Source organism: Flavobacterium sp. HJ-32-4 (genome assembly GCF_022532105.1).
GTDB lineage: Bacteria > Bacteroidota > Bacteroidia > Flavobacteriales > Flavobacteriaceae > Flavobacterium.
The window spans coordinates 3,271,381-3,288,160 of the sequence record NZ_CP092832.1 but is presented as its reverse complement, the minus strand read 5'-3'; the positions used below and the strand labels follow the sequence as shown (position 1 = coordinate 3,288,160).

Annotated in this window: 14 protein-coding genes; 9 read left to right on the top strand and 5 right to left on the bottom strand. The window is 50.4% G+C overall.

What is annotated here, in order from left to right; genetic code table 11:
• The first annotated feature begins 95 nt into the window (after nucleotides 1-95).
• From argS to MKO97_RS14070, 6 genes are all read left to right on the top strand, one after another.
• Nucleotides 96-1,874 (top strand): arginine--tRNA ligase, encoded by a 1,779-nt coding sequence (gene argS, locus MKO97_RS14095; protein WP_241103851.1) that lies wholly within the window; start codon nucleotides 96-98, stop codon nucleotides 1,872-1,874.
• Between the two features lie 7 nt (nucleotides 1,875-1,881).
• Nucleotides 1,882-3,333 carry a hypothetical protein gene (locus MKO97_RS14090; protein WP_241103850.1) on the top strand — a complete coding sequence of 484 codons (1,452 nt, stop codon included), beginning with the start codon at nucleotides 1,882-1,884 and terminating at the stop codon, nucleotides 3,331-3,333.
• Nucleotides 3,326-4,753 (top strand): GDSL-type esterase/lipase family protein, encoded by a 1,428-nt coding sequence (locus MKO97_RS14085; protein WP_241103849.1) that lies wholly within the window; start codon nucleotides 3,326-3,328, stop codon nucleotides 4,751-4,753. Before MKO97_RS14090 ends, MKO97_RS14085 begins: the two co-directional genes overlap by 8 nt.
• A 5-nt stretch (nucleotides 4,754-4,758) precedes the next feature.
• The gene (locus MKO97_RS14080; RefSeq protein ID WP_241103848.1) at nucleotides 4,759-6,447 is read left to right on the top strand and encodes an MBOAT family protein; all 1,689 of its coding nucleotides are present in this window, start codon (nucleotides 4,759-4,761) and stop codon (nucleotides 6,445-6,447) included.
• A 52-nt stretch (nucleotides 6,448-6,499) separates the two neighbouring features.
• A complete protein-coding gene (locus MKO97_RS14075; RefSeq protein ID WP_241103847.1) occupies nucleotides 6,500-6,958 on the top strand; it encodes a hypothetical protein in 459 nt (152 codons plus the stop codon).
• A gap of 274 nt (nucleotides 6,959-7,232) precedes the next feature.
• Nucleotides 7,233-8,276 carry an IS110 family transposase gene (locus tag MKO97_RS14070; RefSeq protein ID WP_241103846.1) on the top strand — a complete coding sequence of 348 codons (1,044 nt, stop codon included), beginning with the start codon at nucleotides 7,233-7,235 and terminating at the stop codon, nucleotides 8,274-8,276.
• A 78-nt stretch (nucleotides 8,277-8,354) separates the two neighbouring features.
• On the opposite strand, the gene MKO97_RS14065 is transcribed toward MKO97_RS14070, so the two are convergent.
• Genes MKO97_RS14065 through MKO97_RS14055 form a run of 3 tightly spaced genes read right to left on the bottom strand, consistent with a single transcriptional unit; the run spans nucleotide 8,355 to nucleotide 12,093 of the window.
• Nucleotides 8,355-10,646, bottom strand: coding sequence for a TonB-dependent siderophore receptor (locus MKO97_RS14065; protein WP_241103845.1), 2,292 nt, complete (start codon nucleotides 10,644-10,646; stop codon nucleotides 8,355-8,357).
• Nucleotides 10,643-11,551 (bottom strand): FecR family protein, encoded by a 909-nt coding sequence (locus MKO97_RS14060; RefSeq protein WP_241103844.1) that lies wholly within the window; start codon nucleotides 11,549-11,551, stop codon nucleotides 10,643-10,645. Before MKO97_RS14060 ends, MKO97_RS14065 begins: the two co-directional genes overlap by 4 nt.
• Before the next feature lie 2 nt (nucleotides 11,552-11,553).
• Entirely contained in the window at nucleotides 11,554-12,093 is a 540-nt protein-coding gene (locus tag MKO97_RS14055) for a sigma-70 family RNA polymerase sigma factor (protein WP_241103843.1), read from the bottom strand.
• Nucleotides 12,094-12,246: 153 nt separating this feature from the next.
• On the opposite strand from MKO97_RS14055, the gene MKO97_RS14050 reads away from it, so the two are divergent.
• The 3 genes from MKO97_RS14050 to MKO97_RS14040 all read left to right on the top strand — a co-directional run bounded on the left by MKO97_RS14050 (nucleotide 12,247) and on the right by MKO97_RS14040 (nucleotide 16,128).
• Nucleotides 12,247-13,653, top strand: a complete 1,407-nt coding sequence (locus MKO97_RS14050) for a LamG domain-containing protein (RefSeq protein ID WP_241103842.1) — start codon at nucleotides 12,247-12,249, stop codon at nucleotides 13,651-13,653.
• Nucleotides 13,654-13,827: 174 nt separating this feature from the next.
• Nucleotides 13,828-15,168 carry a signal recognition particle protein gene (gene ffh / locus MKO97_RS14045; RefSeq protein WP_241103841.1) on the top strand — a complete coding sequence of 447 codons (1,341 nt, stop codon included), beginning with the start codon at nucleotides 13,828-13,830 and terminating at the stop codon, nucleotides 15,166-15,168.
• A 78-nt stretch (nucleotides 15,169-15,246) separates the two neighbouring features.
• Complete coding sequence (locus MKO97_RS14040; RefSeq protein ID WP_241103840.1) at nucleotides 15,247-16,128, top strand: bifunctional 5,10-methylenetetrahydrofolate dehydrogenase/5,10-methenyltetrahydrofolate cyclohydrolase; 882 nt, start codon at nucleotides 15,247-15,249, stop codon at nucleotides 16,126-16,128.
• 68 nt (nucleotides 16,129-16,196) lie between these two features.
• Here MKO97_RS14040 and MKO97_RS14035 read toward each other — a convergent pair whose 3' ends face one another.
• Both MKO97_RS14035 and MKO97_RS14030 read right to left on the bottom strand, forming a co-directional pair.
• Nucleotides 16,197-16,487: a type II toxin-antitoxin system RelE/ParE family toxin gene (locus MKO97_RS14035; RefSeq protein WP_241103839.1), complete on the bottom strand. Its 291-nt coding sequence runs from the start codon at nucleotides 16,485-16,487 to the stop codon at nucleotides 16,197-16,199.
• Entirely contained in the window at nucleotides 16,484-16,726 is a 243-nt protein-coding gene (locus tag MKO97_RS14030; protein ID WP_241103838.1) for a type II toxin-antitoxin system ParD family antitoxin, read from the bottom strand. The genes MKO97_RS14035 and MKO97_RS14030 overlap by 4 nt, the downstream gene beginning before the upstream one ends.
• Between the last annotated feature and the right edge of the window lie 54 nt (nucleotides 16,727-16,780).

The following is a 16,780-nucleotide window of genomic DNA, read 5'->3' as shown; positions in this document are numbered from 1 at the left end:
CGAAAACAGCCACTTGCCCATTTACCCTAATTTGTACGTTTATAATTCACCATTTTGGAATTAGCACTATCTTTGCGCGTCAATTTTGGAACGGAATGGAAGTCAATAGCCTGCTATCGAAAGAGATCGGAATCGCCCTCAACACGCTTTATGGTGTCGCACCGGAACGCATCGAGTTCCAGGCCACCCGACGTGACTTTGAAGGGGACGTAACCGTGGTCTTGTTTCCTCTGCTCAAACTGATAAAAGGCAACCCCGCCGAAATAGGCACACGGCTCGGTGATCACCTGATCGCCCATGTGCCGTTGGTCGCCCGTTATAACGTAGTGTCGGGCTTCCTGAATCTGGTAATAGCCGACACCTATTATATAGATTTCCTCGATACGATCCGCAAACAGGCATCATTTGGTGTTGCGGTGCCGGATCCGGAACAAAAGGCGGTGATGGTGGAGTATTCTTCTCCTAACACCAACAAGCCCCTGCACCTGGGGCACGTACGGAACATCTTATTGGGATGGTCAGTCGCGCAAATCCTGGAAGCCGCCGGTAAAAAGGTGTACAAAACACAGATTATCAACGATCGGGGCATCCATATCTGCAAATCCATGCTGGCCTGGCAGGAATCAGGAGAGGGGGTAACGCCCGCTTCGTCTGGACTCAAAGGCGACAAGATCGTCGGAAACGCCTACGTCGCGTTTGATAAGAAATATAAAACGGAAGTACAGGAACTCGTTGCCACCGGCCTGTCGGAAGACGACGCCAAAAAACAGGCTCCTTCGCTACTCAAAGCACAGGAGATGCTTCGGAAGTGGGAAGCCGGTGACCCCGAAACGCTGTCGCTTTGGAAACAACTCAACCAGTGGGTATACGATGGTTTCGCCCAGACGTATGCCAAGATGGGAGTCGAATTCGATTCGTATTACTACGAAAGCAATACCTATTTATTAGGAAAGGAGGTCGTTCAGTTCGGTCTTGAGAAAGGCGTATTTGAAAAAGACCCGGACGGATCGGTTTGGATTGACCTGACCGATGACGGACTCGACCGTAAAATTGTACTCCGGTCAGATGGTACGGCGGTTTACATGACGCAGGATATCGGCACTGCCATCCAACGGGTTAAAGACCACCCGGATGTGGGCGGTATGGTGTATACCGTTGGAAACGAACAGGATTATCACTTCAAGGTGCTGTTCCTCATCCTCAAAAAACTCGGTTTCGACTGGGCGGAAAACCTGTTCCATCTGTCGTATGGCATGGTAGACCTGCCGTCCGGTAAAATGAAGAGCCGTGAGGGGACTGTGGTCGATGCCGATGAATTGATGGACGAAATGACCGAAACCGCGCGTACGATATCGGAAGAATTGGGCAAGCTGGAAGGTTTCTCGCCTGAGGAAAAAGAACGCCTCTACCATATTATCGGTATGGGAGCACTGAAATACTACATACTCAAGGTCGATCCCAAAAAACGCATCCTTTTTAATCCGGAAGAATCAGTGGATTTCGCCGGAAATACAGGGCCTTTCATCCAATATACCTATGCCCGGATCCAATCGCTGTTGCGTCGCGCCGACGTCGATCTTTCACAGCCGTCTGGTATCTCGGTACTACATGAAAAAGAAAAAGAACTGCTCAAACGCCTGACGGTTTTCCCGGATGTTATCCAGGAAGCCGCCCGCGAGTACAGTCCGGCCCTCATTGCCAATTACATCTACGATTTGGTCAAGGAATACAATAGTTTTTACCAATCCGTTCCGGTTATCGCTACCGAAGACGACACGATAAAGGTCTTCCGCCTGCAACTGTCGGAAAAAGTAGGAGAGGTGATCCGTACCGGCTTCCGCCTCCTCGGCATCGACGTACCTTCCCGAATGTAAAACCCCTATGAGGAAATCGTATTTCTGGCATTCATTTGCCATCGTGCTGCTCGCTGCGGTTTTTTATCTCGGCATCAAACGGGTGTTGCCGAACAAGATTTTTTCGGAACAAGCCGGAAGCACTAAGAACGTATTGGTTGACAGCATGTTGCTGGACGCTGTCGGCAATGTAAAAGACGAGGCCGATGTCGAAGCCGGCGACTCGCTCGCCAACCAACCCGTGGTGTATTTCGAGACCAACGGCGTCACGTTCCCCGAAGAGACCTTTGACACGTATACGGGCAATCAATACCTTATTCCCTTTTTCGAGAAGTTGTACCAACTTGAGAAAACAGGTAGCGGAAACGTGCGGATTGCCTATTTCGGCGATTCGATGACCGACGGTGATATGATCGTGCAGGACCTCCGAACCGCTTTCCAACAGAAATTCGGCGGGCGCGGCGTAGGCTTTGTCGCCATCACGTCGGAATCGGCCGGTTCGCGCAGTTCCGTCGTACATGAGTTTTCCCTGAAATGGAAAACCCAGTCCTATCTCAACGTCAAGAACCCGCTGCGTCCGTTCGGTGTAAATGGTCATGTGTTCTTTGCGAACGATACCACGTCGGTAGAGTGGGTGCGATATAAAGCGGGTAAAGGCCGTTTCAACGGAACCCTCGACAATCCGACGCTGTTCTACGGAAAGTCGGATAACGAACGCGGCGAGGTCGACTTCATCATCGGCAAAGATTCCATCCGGAGGCGGTTGGTCAACCGCTCGCTTCTCAATACGCTTGTCGTAAAGCAGGGCAGTGTCGGGACGCTCAAGGCGGATTTTATCGATGCCGATTCCATCCCCGTCTATGGCTTTAACTTTGATGACGGCAAAGGCGTGCACGTCGATAACTTCTCCCAACGCGGGAATTCAGGAATGCCAATCGCGCGTTTCAACACGTCATTGATGCGGGCCTTCCACGATAAATTGGGATACGACCTGATTGTATTGCATTATGGTACGAATGTACTCAACTACGGCAACCGCAATTATAGCTGGTACGAACGCGGGATGGCCCAAACCGTCCGAAAGCTGAAAGAGAGCTTCCCGGGCGTGGCCATCCTGATCATTTCGACGGCCGATAAAGCGACGAAGTATGATTTGGAAATGAAGACCGATTCAGCGGTGGTGCCACTTACACGTTCCCAGCGCCGGTATGCGCTTGCCACACAATCGGGTTTTATCGACCTGTTCACGCTTATGGGCGGCGAAGGCTCGATGACCACCTGGACGGAAGGTGACCCTGCCCTCGCCAACAAAGATTACACGCACTTCAATTTCCGCGGCGCGAAGAAAGTGGCCGGACTGCTTTACGACCGAATTATGAAAGGTTATGCGACCTATCGTTCGCTTCGTAAGGAGAAAACGCCGACCCCGCCGGCTCCGCCACAACCTGATTCAACCGCTGTGTTACCTTCCGATGAGTAAGTATATCTGGATATGGGTTCTGGCCGGATGCCTCCGTATGACCGCACAATCGGTTGATACGACGGAAGTCGCGCTCGATTCAGTCAACGTAGACACCACGGCGGTGGTATTGCCCGATAATATCATTACGAACGCCTCGGCCATGGTGCCGTTTTTCCGGAAATTGGAACGGCTGGGCGATGGAATTGCGGTCATGAAAGGCCAGAAAGTGAACATCGTCCATGTCGGCGATTCCCATATACAGGCAGACCTTTTTACGGATAAGGTCCGTAAACTCCTCCAGCAACAATTCGGCAACGCCGGCCGCGGTTTCGTTTTTCCGCACAGTCTCGCCCGAACCAACGGCTCTTCCGATATCCGGTTCACCTCAAACACCTCTTGGCAGAACCACCGGGCGATTGGTCCCCCCGACGGCAGTCCGGTCGGTCTTAGCGGAATTGCCTTATACAGCGGGTCGGATGATTTCGTCATTGAGTTCAATTCCAAGACCCTTGGCAATGAATTCAATACCATAAAGATCGTGACACCTGGTAACGAAAACACGTTTGAGTTGGCGACTGCCAAGCGGACGGTGACCATTGAGTCAGACGTGCCCAAAGTCATCACGCACCGCATCCGTAGCGGTGAGGTACTGGGTTCGATAGCCGACAAATACGGTATCAGCATCACCCAGTTGAAGAAAGCGAATGGCCTGCGTTCGAACCTGATCAGGGCCGGACGCACGCTGAAGATACCCACCGACGAAAAGCAGAAAAAACGCGTAGAGCGTTCGCAGTTTATCCCGTTGGGACTCGCCGAAGGCCCGGGGTATCACTATTATGAAACCGACAACAGCCTCGAAAAGGTATTCCTCCTTCCAAATGGCAGCGAGAAGCGTTACGTGTTAAGTGGCGTGATACTTGAAAACCGGAGCTCGGGTGTGCTGTATCATAACATCGGCGTAAATGGCGCCCGCTATTCGGATTTCAACAAATATCCGTTGTTTTTTGAGCAGACGAAGGCCCTTTCGCCGGACCTTTTCGTGCTGTCGTTCGGAACGAATGAGTCGTTTGACCGGATGTCATCGGATGCCTTTAAAGACCAGTTGGTCACCTTCATCAACCGGATCAGGGAGACGAATCCGAACGCCTGCCTGTTGGTCGTGACGCCGCCGCCGTCGTTGTTCAAGCGCCGCTATGTCAATAAATTTGCCGATGCCTACGCCCAGGTCATACGTGAAAATGCCGTCGCGCTCAATTACGCCGTGTGGGATTTATATGGACAGATGGGAGGTACGCTTGCCGTCAATCGCAACTATAAACGCGGCCTGATGGCGGCCGACCGGGTACACTATAGCAAGGCCGGCTATGAATTGCAGGGCGAATTGCTGGCAAAGGCGATGATTCGTGTGTACCGTGATTACCTGAAAAACCGCAACTGACCAAAATGAACGATTTTTTGTCCCTTTTTCGTGATCTTTTCGGGAACCTGACGGTCGAAACCGTGGAAGGTTGGTTTACCTATGACCCGAAACATCCGATTTTGTTCAATACCGGATTGTTTCTCGGGCTGTTCCTTGTTTTTTACCCGCTTTACATCTTTTCAACACGGTTGCGGACCTTTCATTTCCGCAATCTTTATGTATTCGCTTTTTCCCTCTTTTTCTACTATAAATCAAGTGGGGTCTATTTCGTCCTATTGCTTTTCTCCGGAGTTGTCGATTACAATTTGGCGAAACTACTGTATGAGGAAGCGTTGGAAGGCTATCGGAAGTTCTATCTGGTGCTGAGTGTCATCCTGAATTTGTGTTTCCTTGGCTATTTCAAGTATGCCCATTTTCTGGGAGATACCTATAACACCCTCTTCGACGGCCATTTTTCGGTTGGGAAGATCATCCTGCCCGTGGGCATCTCGTTTTACACCTTCCAGTCGATGAGCTACATCATCGATATCTACCGACGCGAACTGAAGCCCACGAACAACATCCTGGAATACCTGTTTTTCGTGTCGTTTTTTCCGCAGTTGGTGGCAGGGCCGATCGTACGGGCGTCCGAGTTTTTACCACAGATATACAAGCGGCTGCACCTGACGAAAGGCGAACTGAATACGGCGTTTTTCCTGATTATTGGCGGACTCATCAAAAAGACGGTGGTATCCGATTACATCTCCATCAACTTCGTCGACCGTGTGTTCGACTCGCCCCGAAGTTATTCAGCGTTTGAAAACCTGATGGCTTCGTATGGTTATGCCATCCAGATCTATTGTGACTTTTCGGGTTATTCCGACATGGCCATTGGTATCGCGTTGTTGATGGGCTTTCACCTTTCGACGAACTTCCGCACGCCGTATCAGTCGGCCTCGATTACCGAATTCTGGCGGCGTTGGCATATCTCGTTGTCTACGTGGCTCCGCGACTACCTCTACATTTCCATAGGAGGTAACCGACGCGGCACGTTTGGTGGTTTTCTATTCCCCGTGCTGTTTTTCGGCGGACTCATTACGTGGGGCGTATTGTATTGGGAACAGGATATCTGGCCGCTGTTGATCTCACTTGCGGCGTTGGTGGTGTTTTCGATCAGCATCCTGTTGTCACACGAACGTACCAAAGCCCTTTTCACAAATGCGAACCTCATGACGACGATGCTCTTGGGCGGACTCTGGCACGGGGCGAGCCTTAGGTTCATCATTTGGGGCGCGTTGCACGGACTGGCGCTGTCGGTGCATAAGGTGTGGAACGAGTTTGCACCTCTCGATAAAAAGGGCTCCTTTTCCATTTGGAGAACCATCCGGACGGTAATCGGCGTGATCGTAACGTTTCATTTCGTCGCTTTCTGCTGGATTTTTTTCCGCGCCAACACATTTGAACAGGCATTCGACATCATTACACACATAGCAACCCTCGATTGGAATCCGACGGCCTGGCTCACCGTAGTGATGGGCTACCGTAATGTGTTCATTGTGATGGCAGCCGGCTATGCGTGGCATTTCCTGCCAAAGCCGATAGGGCAGTTACTACGCCGTTCCTTCGACGTGATGCCGGTCGTGCTGAAAGCCGGCGTGCTGGCTCTCGTGTTCTGGCTGGTAACCGCAACGGCCAGCAGCGGCCCACAACCGTTTATCTACTTCCAGTTCTAAAACAATAAAAGAAGGTGGATACCCGTTTAACTAGTACCGATAATTCCAAACTATGAAAAAGTCTCTTTTTATCCTCGCATTCCTAGGTCTCAGTCTATCCCACATTGCCTGTTCGGAAGACGACAGCGTTTCCGGACCCACCGCTTCCGGCATCTCCAATATCGTCCAGGACGGCAGTTGGAAGGTGACGTTGTATTCGGAAGACGGCGTCGACCAAACCTCGAATTTCAATGGCTATTCCTTTACGTTCGGTTCGACGATGGTGGTAACCGCCGCCAATAGCTCCAATTCCTATACTGGTACCTGGTTGGTTACCGATAACGGTGCCGACGATGACAGCGCTTCAAGTGATGTCGATTTCAGCTTGTTGTTCACGGATCCTGTCCTGCTGACAGAGCTGAATGAAGATTGGGATGTGATTTCAAGCAGCAGTACCAAAATCCAGCTTCGCCATATCAGCGGTGGAGACGGAAGTGTCGATAACCTGACGTTCGAAAAAGTGACGTTGTAATGCCGAAACTGAAAAAGCAGAAAGCTCCCGTACCGGGGGCTTTTATTTTTACTGAGAATTTCAAGATCAGTACATTGTTGTTATTCAAAGTGTGTTGATCATTTGCGTGCGAGGTTTTGGGGGCTAGGTAAATCTGTAGTGTTATACCGTAAAAAAGACTTCACCCGCATGCTTTATTCTCAGGAGTCAGAACAGTACTTAAGGCCGCGTTACGAGCCTGGATAAGACAAAAGCAAAGACGAAGGAGAATTGTCAACACTTAAAATTCTTACTTATGTCTATCGTAAAACAATCGGTCGGAATCGACATCTCAAAATCAACCTTCACCGCGTGTCATTGCCAACAGGATAGCAAGGGTGCTCTGGTGTTCAGCAAATCAGTTGATTTTTCTAATGACAAAACGGGCTTCAATCAGTTTACTCGCTGGGTAAGAAGCGTAAGTACTCCCGAATCTGAGCTAGTCTTTCTTATGGAGGCGACAGGTGTCTATTATGAGGCGCTTGCCTATCATCTCTACAAGATCAAAAAGACGGTTCATGTGGTGTTGCCCAATACATCGAGCCATTACTTCTCAAGTTTGAACGTAAAGACCAAAACCGATCATCTGGATGCTAAAGTCTTGAGCCAGTTTGGGGTGGAACGCAAACATAGGACATGGGTTCCTCCCAGCCCAGTGCTCCGTGGACTCCGTAACCTTACTCGCTATTATGTCCAGTTGCAGGAACAGCGAACGGCCTTAGGCAACATAAAACACAGTAAGGAAAATTCTTTTGAGGTTCAGCAGTTTATCTTCAGAAGCAACCAAAAGCTCATAAAGGAGATTGACAAACAGATCCAAGTAGTCAAAAAAGCAATCGAGAAACAGATAGCCTCAGACGCAGGTCTTCAGGACAAGGTAAACAAAATAAACACCATAAAAGGCGTAGGGTTGATTACAATAGCCACGATCATCGCTGAAACCGATGGTTTCTACCAGATACGAAACGCAAGGCAACTTGCAAGCTTTGCCGGTTACGATGTTGTACAACGGGAGTCGGGTACATCCATAAAAGGTAAAACACGCATATCCAAAAAAGGAAACCGATACATAAGGAATGCCCTCTACTTCCCTGCAATGGTGGCCTGTCGTTTCAATCCCGATATGAAGCAAACCTATCTTAGAATCAACCAAAACAAACCCTCGAAGATGATAGGTCAGGTGGCCATACAGCGAAAACTCCTCCTGCTGATGTATACTTTATGGAAGAACGATACCGTATTCATTGAAGGATATAAAAAAGATAGTCCCGCACCAAAGGAGCAGGACTATGCAGGATAGTTCAAAAGCGGACTTCCTTAATGGACTCAAAAATACCTTTTTTCGTCGAATGCTTGCTTATTAAAACAGTACCTTTTTTTATTTGAATTCGTACCGAAGGCTGAAATTCGGCGTGCGTGCAATCGCAAAAAGGTCGACTTTTTCAATGGTGTTGTCGTTGCGGTTGATGCGGTAATAGCGTTTGAGCGGATTGTGGCTGTTGAAGAGATTCAGGAGGGCGAACTGCGCGCTGAGACGTCCTTTCTCCCACATCCATTGATAAGAAGCCGAGAAGTTCAGTTGTAAAACCGATGGCAGCCGCGCGCCGTTCGGTGTGCCGTATGCAATCTGGTTTTGACCCGGCTCCAGTGTCTCTGAAAGTGGTTCCGTATACGGTCGCCCGCTGCTCCATTTGCCTCCTATAGAAGCCTTGAACCTGCCCAGCGTAGCAATACCGGCAAAGTTCACCAAGTGTTCGATTTCAAAATTGTTGTCGAACTCCGGCGGGAAATGGAGGGGAAAATCGTATAGGTTGTGGTTGAAACTATAACTCATCCAGGTGCGGAAGCCGGGGAAATCACGTTGTACTAACAGTTCCGAACCCCAAACGGCGTAGGAGCCGGTAATCCGGATCAATTCGAGTTGGTTTTGAAAGGATTGGGACTCCGTGGTGATACCTGATACCTTTTTGTAAAAGTTGTCAAAGGTGACCAACCATTGGTTGTCGTTATAGGCGAAGCCGAGTTCGGCCTGTGTGCTTTTTTGGATGGGAATCGATCCGCCGTTCGACAAGACCCAGCGCCGTTTTTCGATTCCGAGGAAGTCTTGTTGCCGTTCGACCATCTGGGAAATCGTCTGGCTTTTCCTTTCTGCCAGTAACGACATCGACCACCGATTCGACAGCACATACTGGAAAGCCAGTCGGGGTTCTATGCGAAACGCCGCCAATTGTTCGATATAGTTCAGTCGTAGTCCTCCTTTGGTACGCAAACGACCCCACTCCCAGGCAGCCTCACCGATGGCAGCATGTTCCTGAAGGTAGGTATTCACCGTGCGACTGTATTCGGGTTGGTTCACCGCGTCAGCATTGCATACAGCCGTGCGGAAGTGCTGGTAGCCGCCCGCCAGGGAGAGGTTATCGCTGAGGCGTACCCGGTGCTCGAGCCGGATGCCAAAATCCTGCACGCGGTTGTTTTGGGTGAACACCTGCGTATTATCTACCTTTTCATTCTTTGAATCGACGTCAAAATAGGAGTAGTATACTTCCGCTTTTGAAGCCTCTTCGTCGCTCCAGCGTGTCTGCCACGAACCGATAGCGCCCATCGTTTGTTGGCTTAAGTCGCTGTTTTTGGCGGTGGCTGCGGTACCATTCGCCGTATTTTCCATGAGTTGCAGGGAATTGTCCATCGCGATCAGGGAAACGCCCAATCGGCTGCGTTCACCCACGCGTTGGTCGTATTGCAGCGAGGCGTCGTAGAAGTAAAAGTCCTCGTCGGCGGTATAAGTAACGGTTTCATTTTCCGCCGGCCGGGTAACGACGGTGTTCTGGAAGACTCGGTCAAAGTAACTTTTATAGGCGGGTGAACGCACCAGATCGGTAATCGCGCGGCGTGCCGATACCCTAACCGATGCGCGTTCAGAAAGTTTTACCTGGGTGTTCGCTTCCGCGGAAATCAGGTTTGAACTTACGCTGGTTTCGTATTCGCGGTTGCGTTCCGGCATTGATTGTATGGAAACCGTCCCGGAAACGGCATCGCCATAGAAGGGCGAACTTCCGTTGCGGGTAATCTCAATGCGGTTGTTCAGGTTGGGATTGAAGGCGGAAATCTGTCCGAAAAAGTGTCCCGTCTGGAACATCCGGATCCCATTCCAAAGAAACAGGTTCTGGTCGTGCGTACCTCCCCGGATGTTGAGATCCGAAACCAGGTCGTTGGCACTATATATGCCCGGAATCTGCTGCATCGCCTGAAGGATGTCGGTCTCCGTGAGTCCGGGCAGCATTCCCATCTTGTCCGGTTTGATTACAAAAACGCCTTCCTGCTTACGCGAGATACCCGTGGTTAGGATGTTGCGCACCGCTACTTCCCCTAATCGCACCGGCGCGAGGGAGGGATTGTCGTCGACCTTGACAGAGATACTGACATAGCCTTCCACTACCGTTTCAAAGCGGAGCGAGGTCTGGACCTCTAAATACTGAAGGAGTTGTGGTCCGCTAAGTGTAGGGGGAGGAGGAACGATCGAAACCGAAGCAATATCCTCTTCCAGGAAACTGAAATGGATATGCTGCTGTTTTTCGATCGATAAGAGTACGTCGCGCAAAGGCAGTTGAACCTGTGCCCGCAGCAAAGGCAGGAAAGAGAAGAAAAGAAACAGCGTGAGCTTTCCTTTCATTCCATGGCATCGAGTATGAACGCTTTCGCGGAAGCCTGACGGATTTGCAACTTATAGGTACGGGCAATCAAATGTAAGGCAACTAATGGATCGTCACCCGGAACCACGCCTGTGAAACGCTCGGTCGCAGCGTTCGAACGCAGGTCAATCCGGATGTTAAAGTGTCGTTGCAATTCTGCCACGACCTGGTCGAGGTTTTCGGCGCGGAAGGCCAACTCGCCGTGCATCCAGGAGGGCTGTGCCGATGATTGTGGCGCGACTTCCAGGGGTTGTCCTTTTTCAAAGGCCACAATTTGTCCCTTGGTGATAATGGTATGGGAAGTAGGCGTCTTTACATCCACCCTTCCTTCGAAACATTCCACTTCAAAGCGTTGTCCGCGCGACCTAACATCGAACTGTGTACCGAGTACGGTCACCGTTCCCTGATCGGTGTGGACTTCAAACTTACGTCCTTTGGCCACGTGGAAGAAGGCTTCCCCGGTCAACGAGACCTCGCGGTTGTCGTCCCAGTCACCTTTGAGGTAGGACGCTTCCGAACCGGCGTTCAAGGTGACTTCCGATCCATCGGGGAGTCGAAAACTTTTCTGCATACCGGCGTCGGCCACGTAAACAGTTGGTTTTTCGTTCGGTAGTCCCAGCCAGATGCCCAAACCAATCACGAGGATCGCAGCAATCTGCCATCCGGCACGGCGCCATAGAGGTCGCACGACGGGCGCAGTCTTTTTCTCACGGGACGTGATGCGCTGCAGCATGTCCGACGTGTCAAAGTCGGGCAATTGCAGGCGTTCTGAATGGGCTGCAATCCGCTGGTAGGTCGCAAAACCTTCCGATTTTTCAAACTCACGAAGCTCGTCTCCGGTCATTTCACCGGCCAGCCATTTCGCAAGGTCATGTTCTTTTTCCATTTCTACCGTATTTGGTCGATTTCCTTTCGCAACGAGGCCAATGCCCCGCTTATTCTCTTTTCGACGGCCTTCACGCTGATGCCCAGCATGTCGGCGATTTCGTAATATTTCTTTCCTTCAATCCGGTTCAGCAGGAAGGCCGTGCGCTGTGCTTCGCTGAGGTTGTTGAGGGCCGATTGGAGTTTCGCGTCGAATTCCGCTTCTTCCATTTTGTATTCCGGACTCTCATCATGCGCCTCCCGACCCGGTTTGGTCTTCGCAAAACGCAGCACCACTTTTTCGTGTGCAATTACGTTGAGCGAGGCGTTGTTGGCCACTGTGTACAGATACGCCTTTGCTTTCGAAAAGGGCACCGATGCACAGTTTTCCCACAACTTGACGAAGGCCTCCTGCACCATGTCGCCCGCCGTTTCTTCATTTCCGTAGCGGAAGTAAAGATAACTGCGAAGCGTCCGGGCATGCGCGCGAAAAACGGATGAAAACACCTGTTCTTCGCAAATACCCTGGTTGTCGTCCTGCATCTTTGGTCGTCCTGTTTTCATATATAACAATCACGTGGTTGAAAACCCTACCGAAATCCTTTAAACTTCACCCAATTTACTGCAAAAAACGTTTTTATGCATCCCGTTCCTGAAATTATGATTATTTTGGGTAGGGAAAATCGGTAAATCTTTGTTTTAGTGGAAAATCTCCGAATGCGTAGCTTTCTTTTGTATACTGTGGTGGTACTGTCGATGCTGGGTATTTCCTGCCAGACCGAGTCACTTGATTCTGAAACTGTCAATCCGCAGAACCTGACCCACAATGCCCCGCTTACCAAAATGCTTCAACGACTCACGACGGCCGATGAGGTTTCGGATAATGCCGTTGACAGTTCGGCTTGTTTTCGGATACAGCGTCCGTACCAGGTAGCGGTTCACGACCAGGAAGGAAATCAGATGAACGAAACCGTCTACACCGTCCAGGACGACGAAAGCCAAACCCAGGTGAATACCGTGATCGAAGGCCTCCAACGTCACGAAGGTGATTGGATGCAGCCTGTGTTACCCGTGACCATCATTCATGAAGACGGAACGCAGCAAGTGCTCGCGACCGAAGCGCAATGGAACGCGGCGGTGGCCGATTGTGCCGGCAGTAGCGCCAACACCGACCCGATCAACTGCATCAACATCAATTATCCTATTACGATTTTCGCCTACGACGCCAATTACCAGTTAGCCAATACCTATACCCTTAATGATGACGCTGATTTGTTCGCGTTGTTGATGTCAATGCAGCCCGGACAATACTTCGCAGTGGATTATCCCATCTCCCTGACATTTTCAGACGGGAATGTGGTAACCGTTGCGGACAATGCCGCGCTTCTGGCCGCCCTTGACCAGGCCGTCGGGTTGTGCAATCCGCCACCGGGTCCGTGCGATGTCCCGAACATATTGACCGATAACCTGATCATTTACGTACCGTTTGCCAATGAAGCGCGCGACCTGGTTTCGGGTGATAACCTCGCGTTCAATGCGAACTACCCGCCGCAATTCGTAACTGACCGAAGCGGAAATACACAGTCGGCGGTATCGTTCAGCGGCGCCGCACTTGACTACCTGGCGCTGGATGAAACGGTGGTCAACCACCTGAAACAGGGCGATTCGCTTACCGTAAGCGTGTGGTTCCGGATGCAGAATACCGACACCAGTAACCTCGAGAAATTTTTCGAGAAAGCAGAAAATGATAATAATGTGGCCTTTTTTCTGGGTGTCTATGATATGAACCGACCGCTGTTCTTCAGCAGCGCAGGAGGTGTTCAATCGTTGTGGGACCTTACCTGGAACAACGAAACACTTTGGAATGACACTACGAACTGGCATCATTTGGCGCTCACCATAGAAGGCGATACAGATACGGTACGCATTTACCGCGACGGCACGTTGGTGGCGACCGATGCGAACTCCAATTTTAATATCACATCCGAGTTTTTCCGCTATTTCATCGGAAAAGGCTTCCATGGCCACCTCGACGACCTTCGGGTCTACCGCTCGGCCCTTTCGGCTTCACAGGTAAGCCAGCTTGCCCAACAACAGGGCGACAACCATACCTGCCTGAATTAGGAATTTAGATAGTTGCGTGCGAAAACCGGTTGCTGTATGGGCCGGTTTTCCTTTTTGCCCTATGTCATGGCCATGCGGCTTGTTGTATTCGCGGGTTTTGGTGGTCGTTCGGTCGATTAATCCATTGTAAATTGTGGTCGGTCGATTATCTTTGCACCTTTCACAAACAGCATTATGTTCCAGAATCTAAGCGAAAAACTCGATAAGGCGTTCCATATCCTGAAAGGACACGGTAAAATTACCGAAGTCAACGTGGCCGATACCCTCAAGGAGGTACGCCGCGCACTACTTGACGCCGACGTTAACTTCAAGATAGCCAAGGACTTCACGACCCGCGTAAAGGAGAAGGCCATCGGACAGAATGTATTGACGACGCTCCAGCCGGGGCAGTTGCTCGTCAAGTTGATGAAAGACGAGCTTACCGAATTGATGGGAGGCGAAGCAGCGGGTATCAACCTGTCGGGGAATCCGTCCGTCATCCTGATGTCAGGTTTGCAGGGATCGGGTAAGACCACCTTCTCGGGCAAGCTGGCCCTCTATTTGAAAACGAAGAAAACCAAGCGTCCGCTCTTGGTTGCCTGTGACGTATACCGTCCGGCGGCGATCAACCAGTTGCATGTGGTGGGCGAGCAAATAGGGGTAGAGGTATACTCGGAGCCGGAGAACAAGAATCCGGTGCAGATTGCGCTGAATTCCCTCAAATACGCGAAAGAGAAGGGCTATAATGTGGTCATCGTCGATACCGCCGGTCGTTTGGCCGTGGATGAGGAGATGATGGATGAAATCGCCAACGTACACCAGGCGTTGCAACCGCAGGAGACGCTTTTCGTTGTCGACTCGATGACGGGCCAGGATGCCGTGAATACCGCGAAAGCATTTAACGACCGCCTCGACTTTGACGGGGTCATCCTTACGAAACTCGACGGTGATACCCGTGGTGGTGCCGCACTTTCGATTAAATCGGTCGTCAATAAGCCGATCAAGTTCATCGGTACCGGTGAAAAAATGGAGGCGCTCGACGTGTTCCACCCATCGCGTATGGCCGACCGTATCCTCGGTATGGGCGACGTTATTTCGTTGGTGGAGCGTGCCCAGGAGCAATTCGATGAGGAGGAAGCGCGTAAACTGCAGAAGAAGATTGCCAAGAACGAATTCGGTTTCGATGATTTCCTTACCCAGATCCAGCAGGTGAAGCGTATGGGGAATATGAAGGATTTGGTGGGGATGATACCCGGCGCGTCCAAGATGATGAAGGATGTGCAGATAGAGGACGACGCCTTCAAGCACATCGAAGCGATTATTTACTCGATGACGCCTACCGAACGCAAAAAGCCTTCTATCATCGATGTAAAACGCAAAAACCGGATTGCCAAAGGCTCCGGACGTAAAATCGAGGAGGTCAACCAACTCATGAAGCAGTTCGACCAGATGAGCAAGATGATGAAGATGATGCAGGGGCCGGGCGGCAAAAACCTGATGAAGATGATGGGCGGAATGAAAGGCCCGATGCGATAAAAACTAGGTGAATTAGCGAATGACGACTCCGGTTTTCATTCGCTAATTCGCTTTTTGGCTAACGCTAACCTACACAACATGCAACTACTAGACGGAAAAAAAGTTTCAGACGACATCAAGAATGAGATCGCTGCAGAAGTGGCGAAGATGAAAGCAAAAGGCGAGAAGGTGCCCCATTTGGCGGCCATCATCGTCGGAAATGACGGCGCGAGCCTCACCTATGTAGGCAGCAAGGTAAAAGCCTGCGAACGGGTTGGCTTTGAGTCGACACTTATCAAGATGCCGAGCACCACGTCTGAAACGGAACTTCTCAAAAAAATCAAGGAACTGAACGAAGACGACGCGATCGACGGTTTCATCGTGCAACTGCCCTTGCCGGAACAAATCGATACGCAGAAAGTCATCATGGCGATCGACCCGCAGAAAGACGTCGATGGGTTCCATCCGGAAAACTTCGGTAAAATGGCGCTCGACATGTCGACGTTTATCCCCGCGACCCCATTTGGTATCCTCGAACTGCTTGAGCGGTACGGGGTCGAAACCAAAGGGAAACATACCGTGGTAATAGGACGCAGCCATATCGTCGGCCGTCCGATGAGCATCCTCATGGGTCGCAAAGGATTCCCGGGGAATTCGACCGTGACTCTTACCCATAGCTTCACCAAAAACATCGCACAGATTACCACCCAGGCTGACATTATCATCAGTGCCCTTGGCGTGCCGAATTACCTGAAGGCCGAGATGGTCAAGGACGATGCCGTCATCATCGACGTGGGCATTACCCGTGTGGCCGACGAATCATCAGAGAAAGGATACGTGATTACAGGCGATGTCGACTTTGAAAACGTAAGCAAGAAAGCGTCGTATATTACCCCGGTTCCCGGTGGCGTCGGGCCGATGACAATTGCGATGTTGTTGAAAAATACGTTGTTAGCGCGGGAGAATAAGAGGAAGTTGTAGGGAATCAGTTTCGACCTATCGAGGTTCAGGAAGTGTTTTTACGTGAGGTGCTTCCAAATCAAAGGCTTCTAGATGCTATTGGGAATGTCCATCATCTGATGGAGTATCCGTACTATTTCGGTTATGCCGTCATCGCCCTGTCTATAGATGATAAAATGAGCGCTGACTTTTGCCTGTCGGTAGCCGGGTTTTATGGTTCCAATATCTTTTCCTGCACTAAAATCGTCCGAGATATATTCCATTTCCTGACGAATCATCCGATAATAATGGTTGGCTTGCCGTGCTGACCAATGCTGGAAGGTATATAGCCAGATTTGATCAAGATCTTCGAGTGCTTTCCGGCTTATCCGATACCTCATAAATACTTCTTGTGAAGACTTTCGAGATAGTCATCGGCGTTAAAGTCTTCGACAAACCCACTCTTTTCGCCCTGTTCGATTTCGTGACGAAGTTGTCGTATTTTTTGCTGTTGCACTTCAAGTAATCGAAGTGCCGATCGAACTACCTCACTGGCAGAACTAAAACGTCCGGACTTAATTTCTTCGCTGATGAAATTCTCAAAATGATCACCCAGCAGAATAGAAGTGTTTTTAGCCATGATGACAGAAGTTTTTCAAATATACCAAATTATGGTATACTGGAAAAGGTGTTG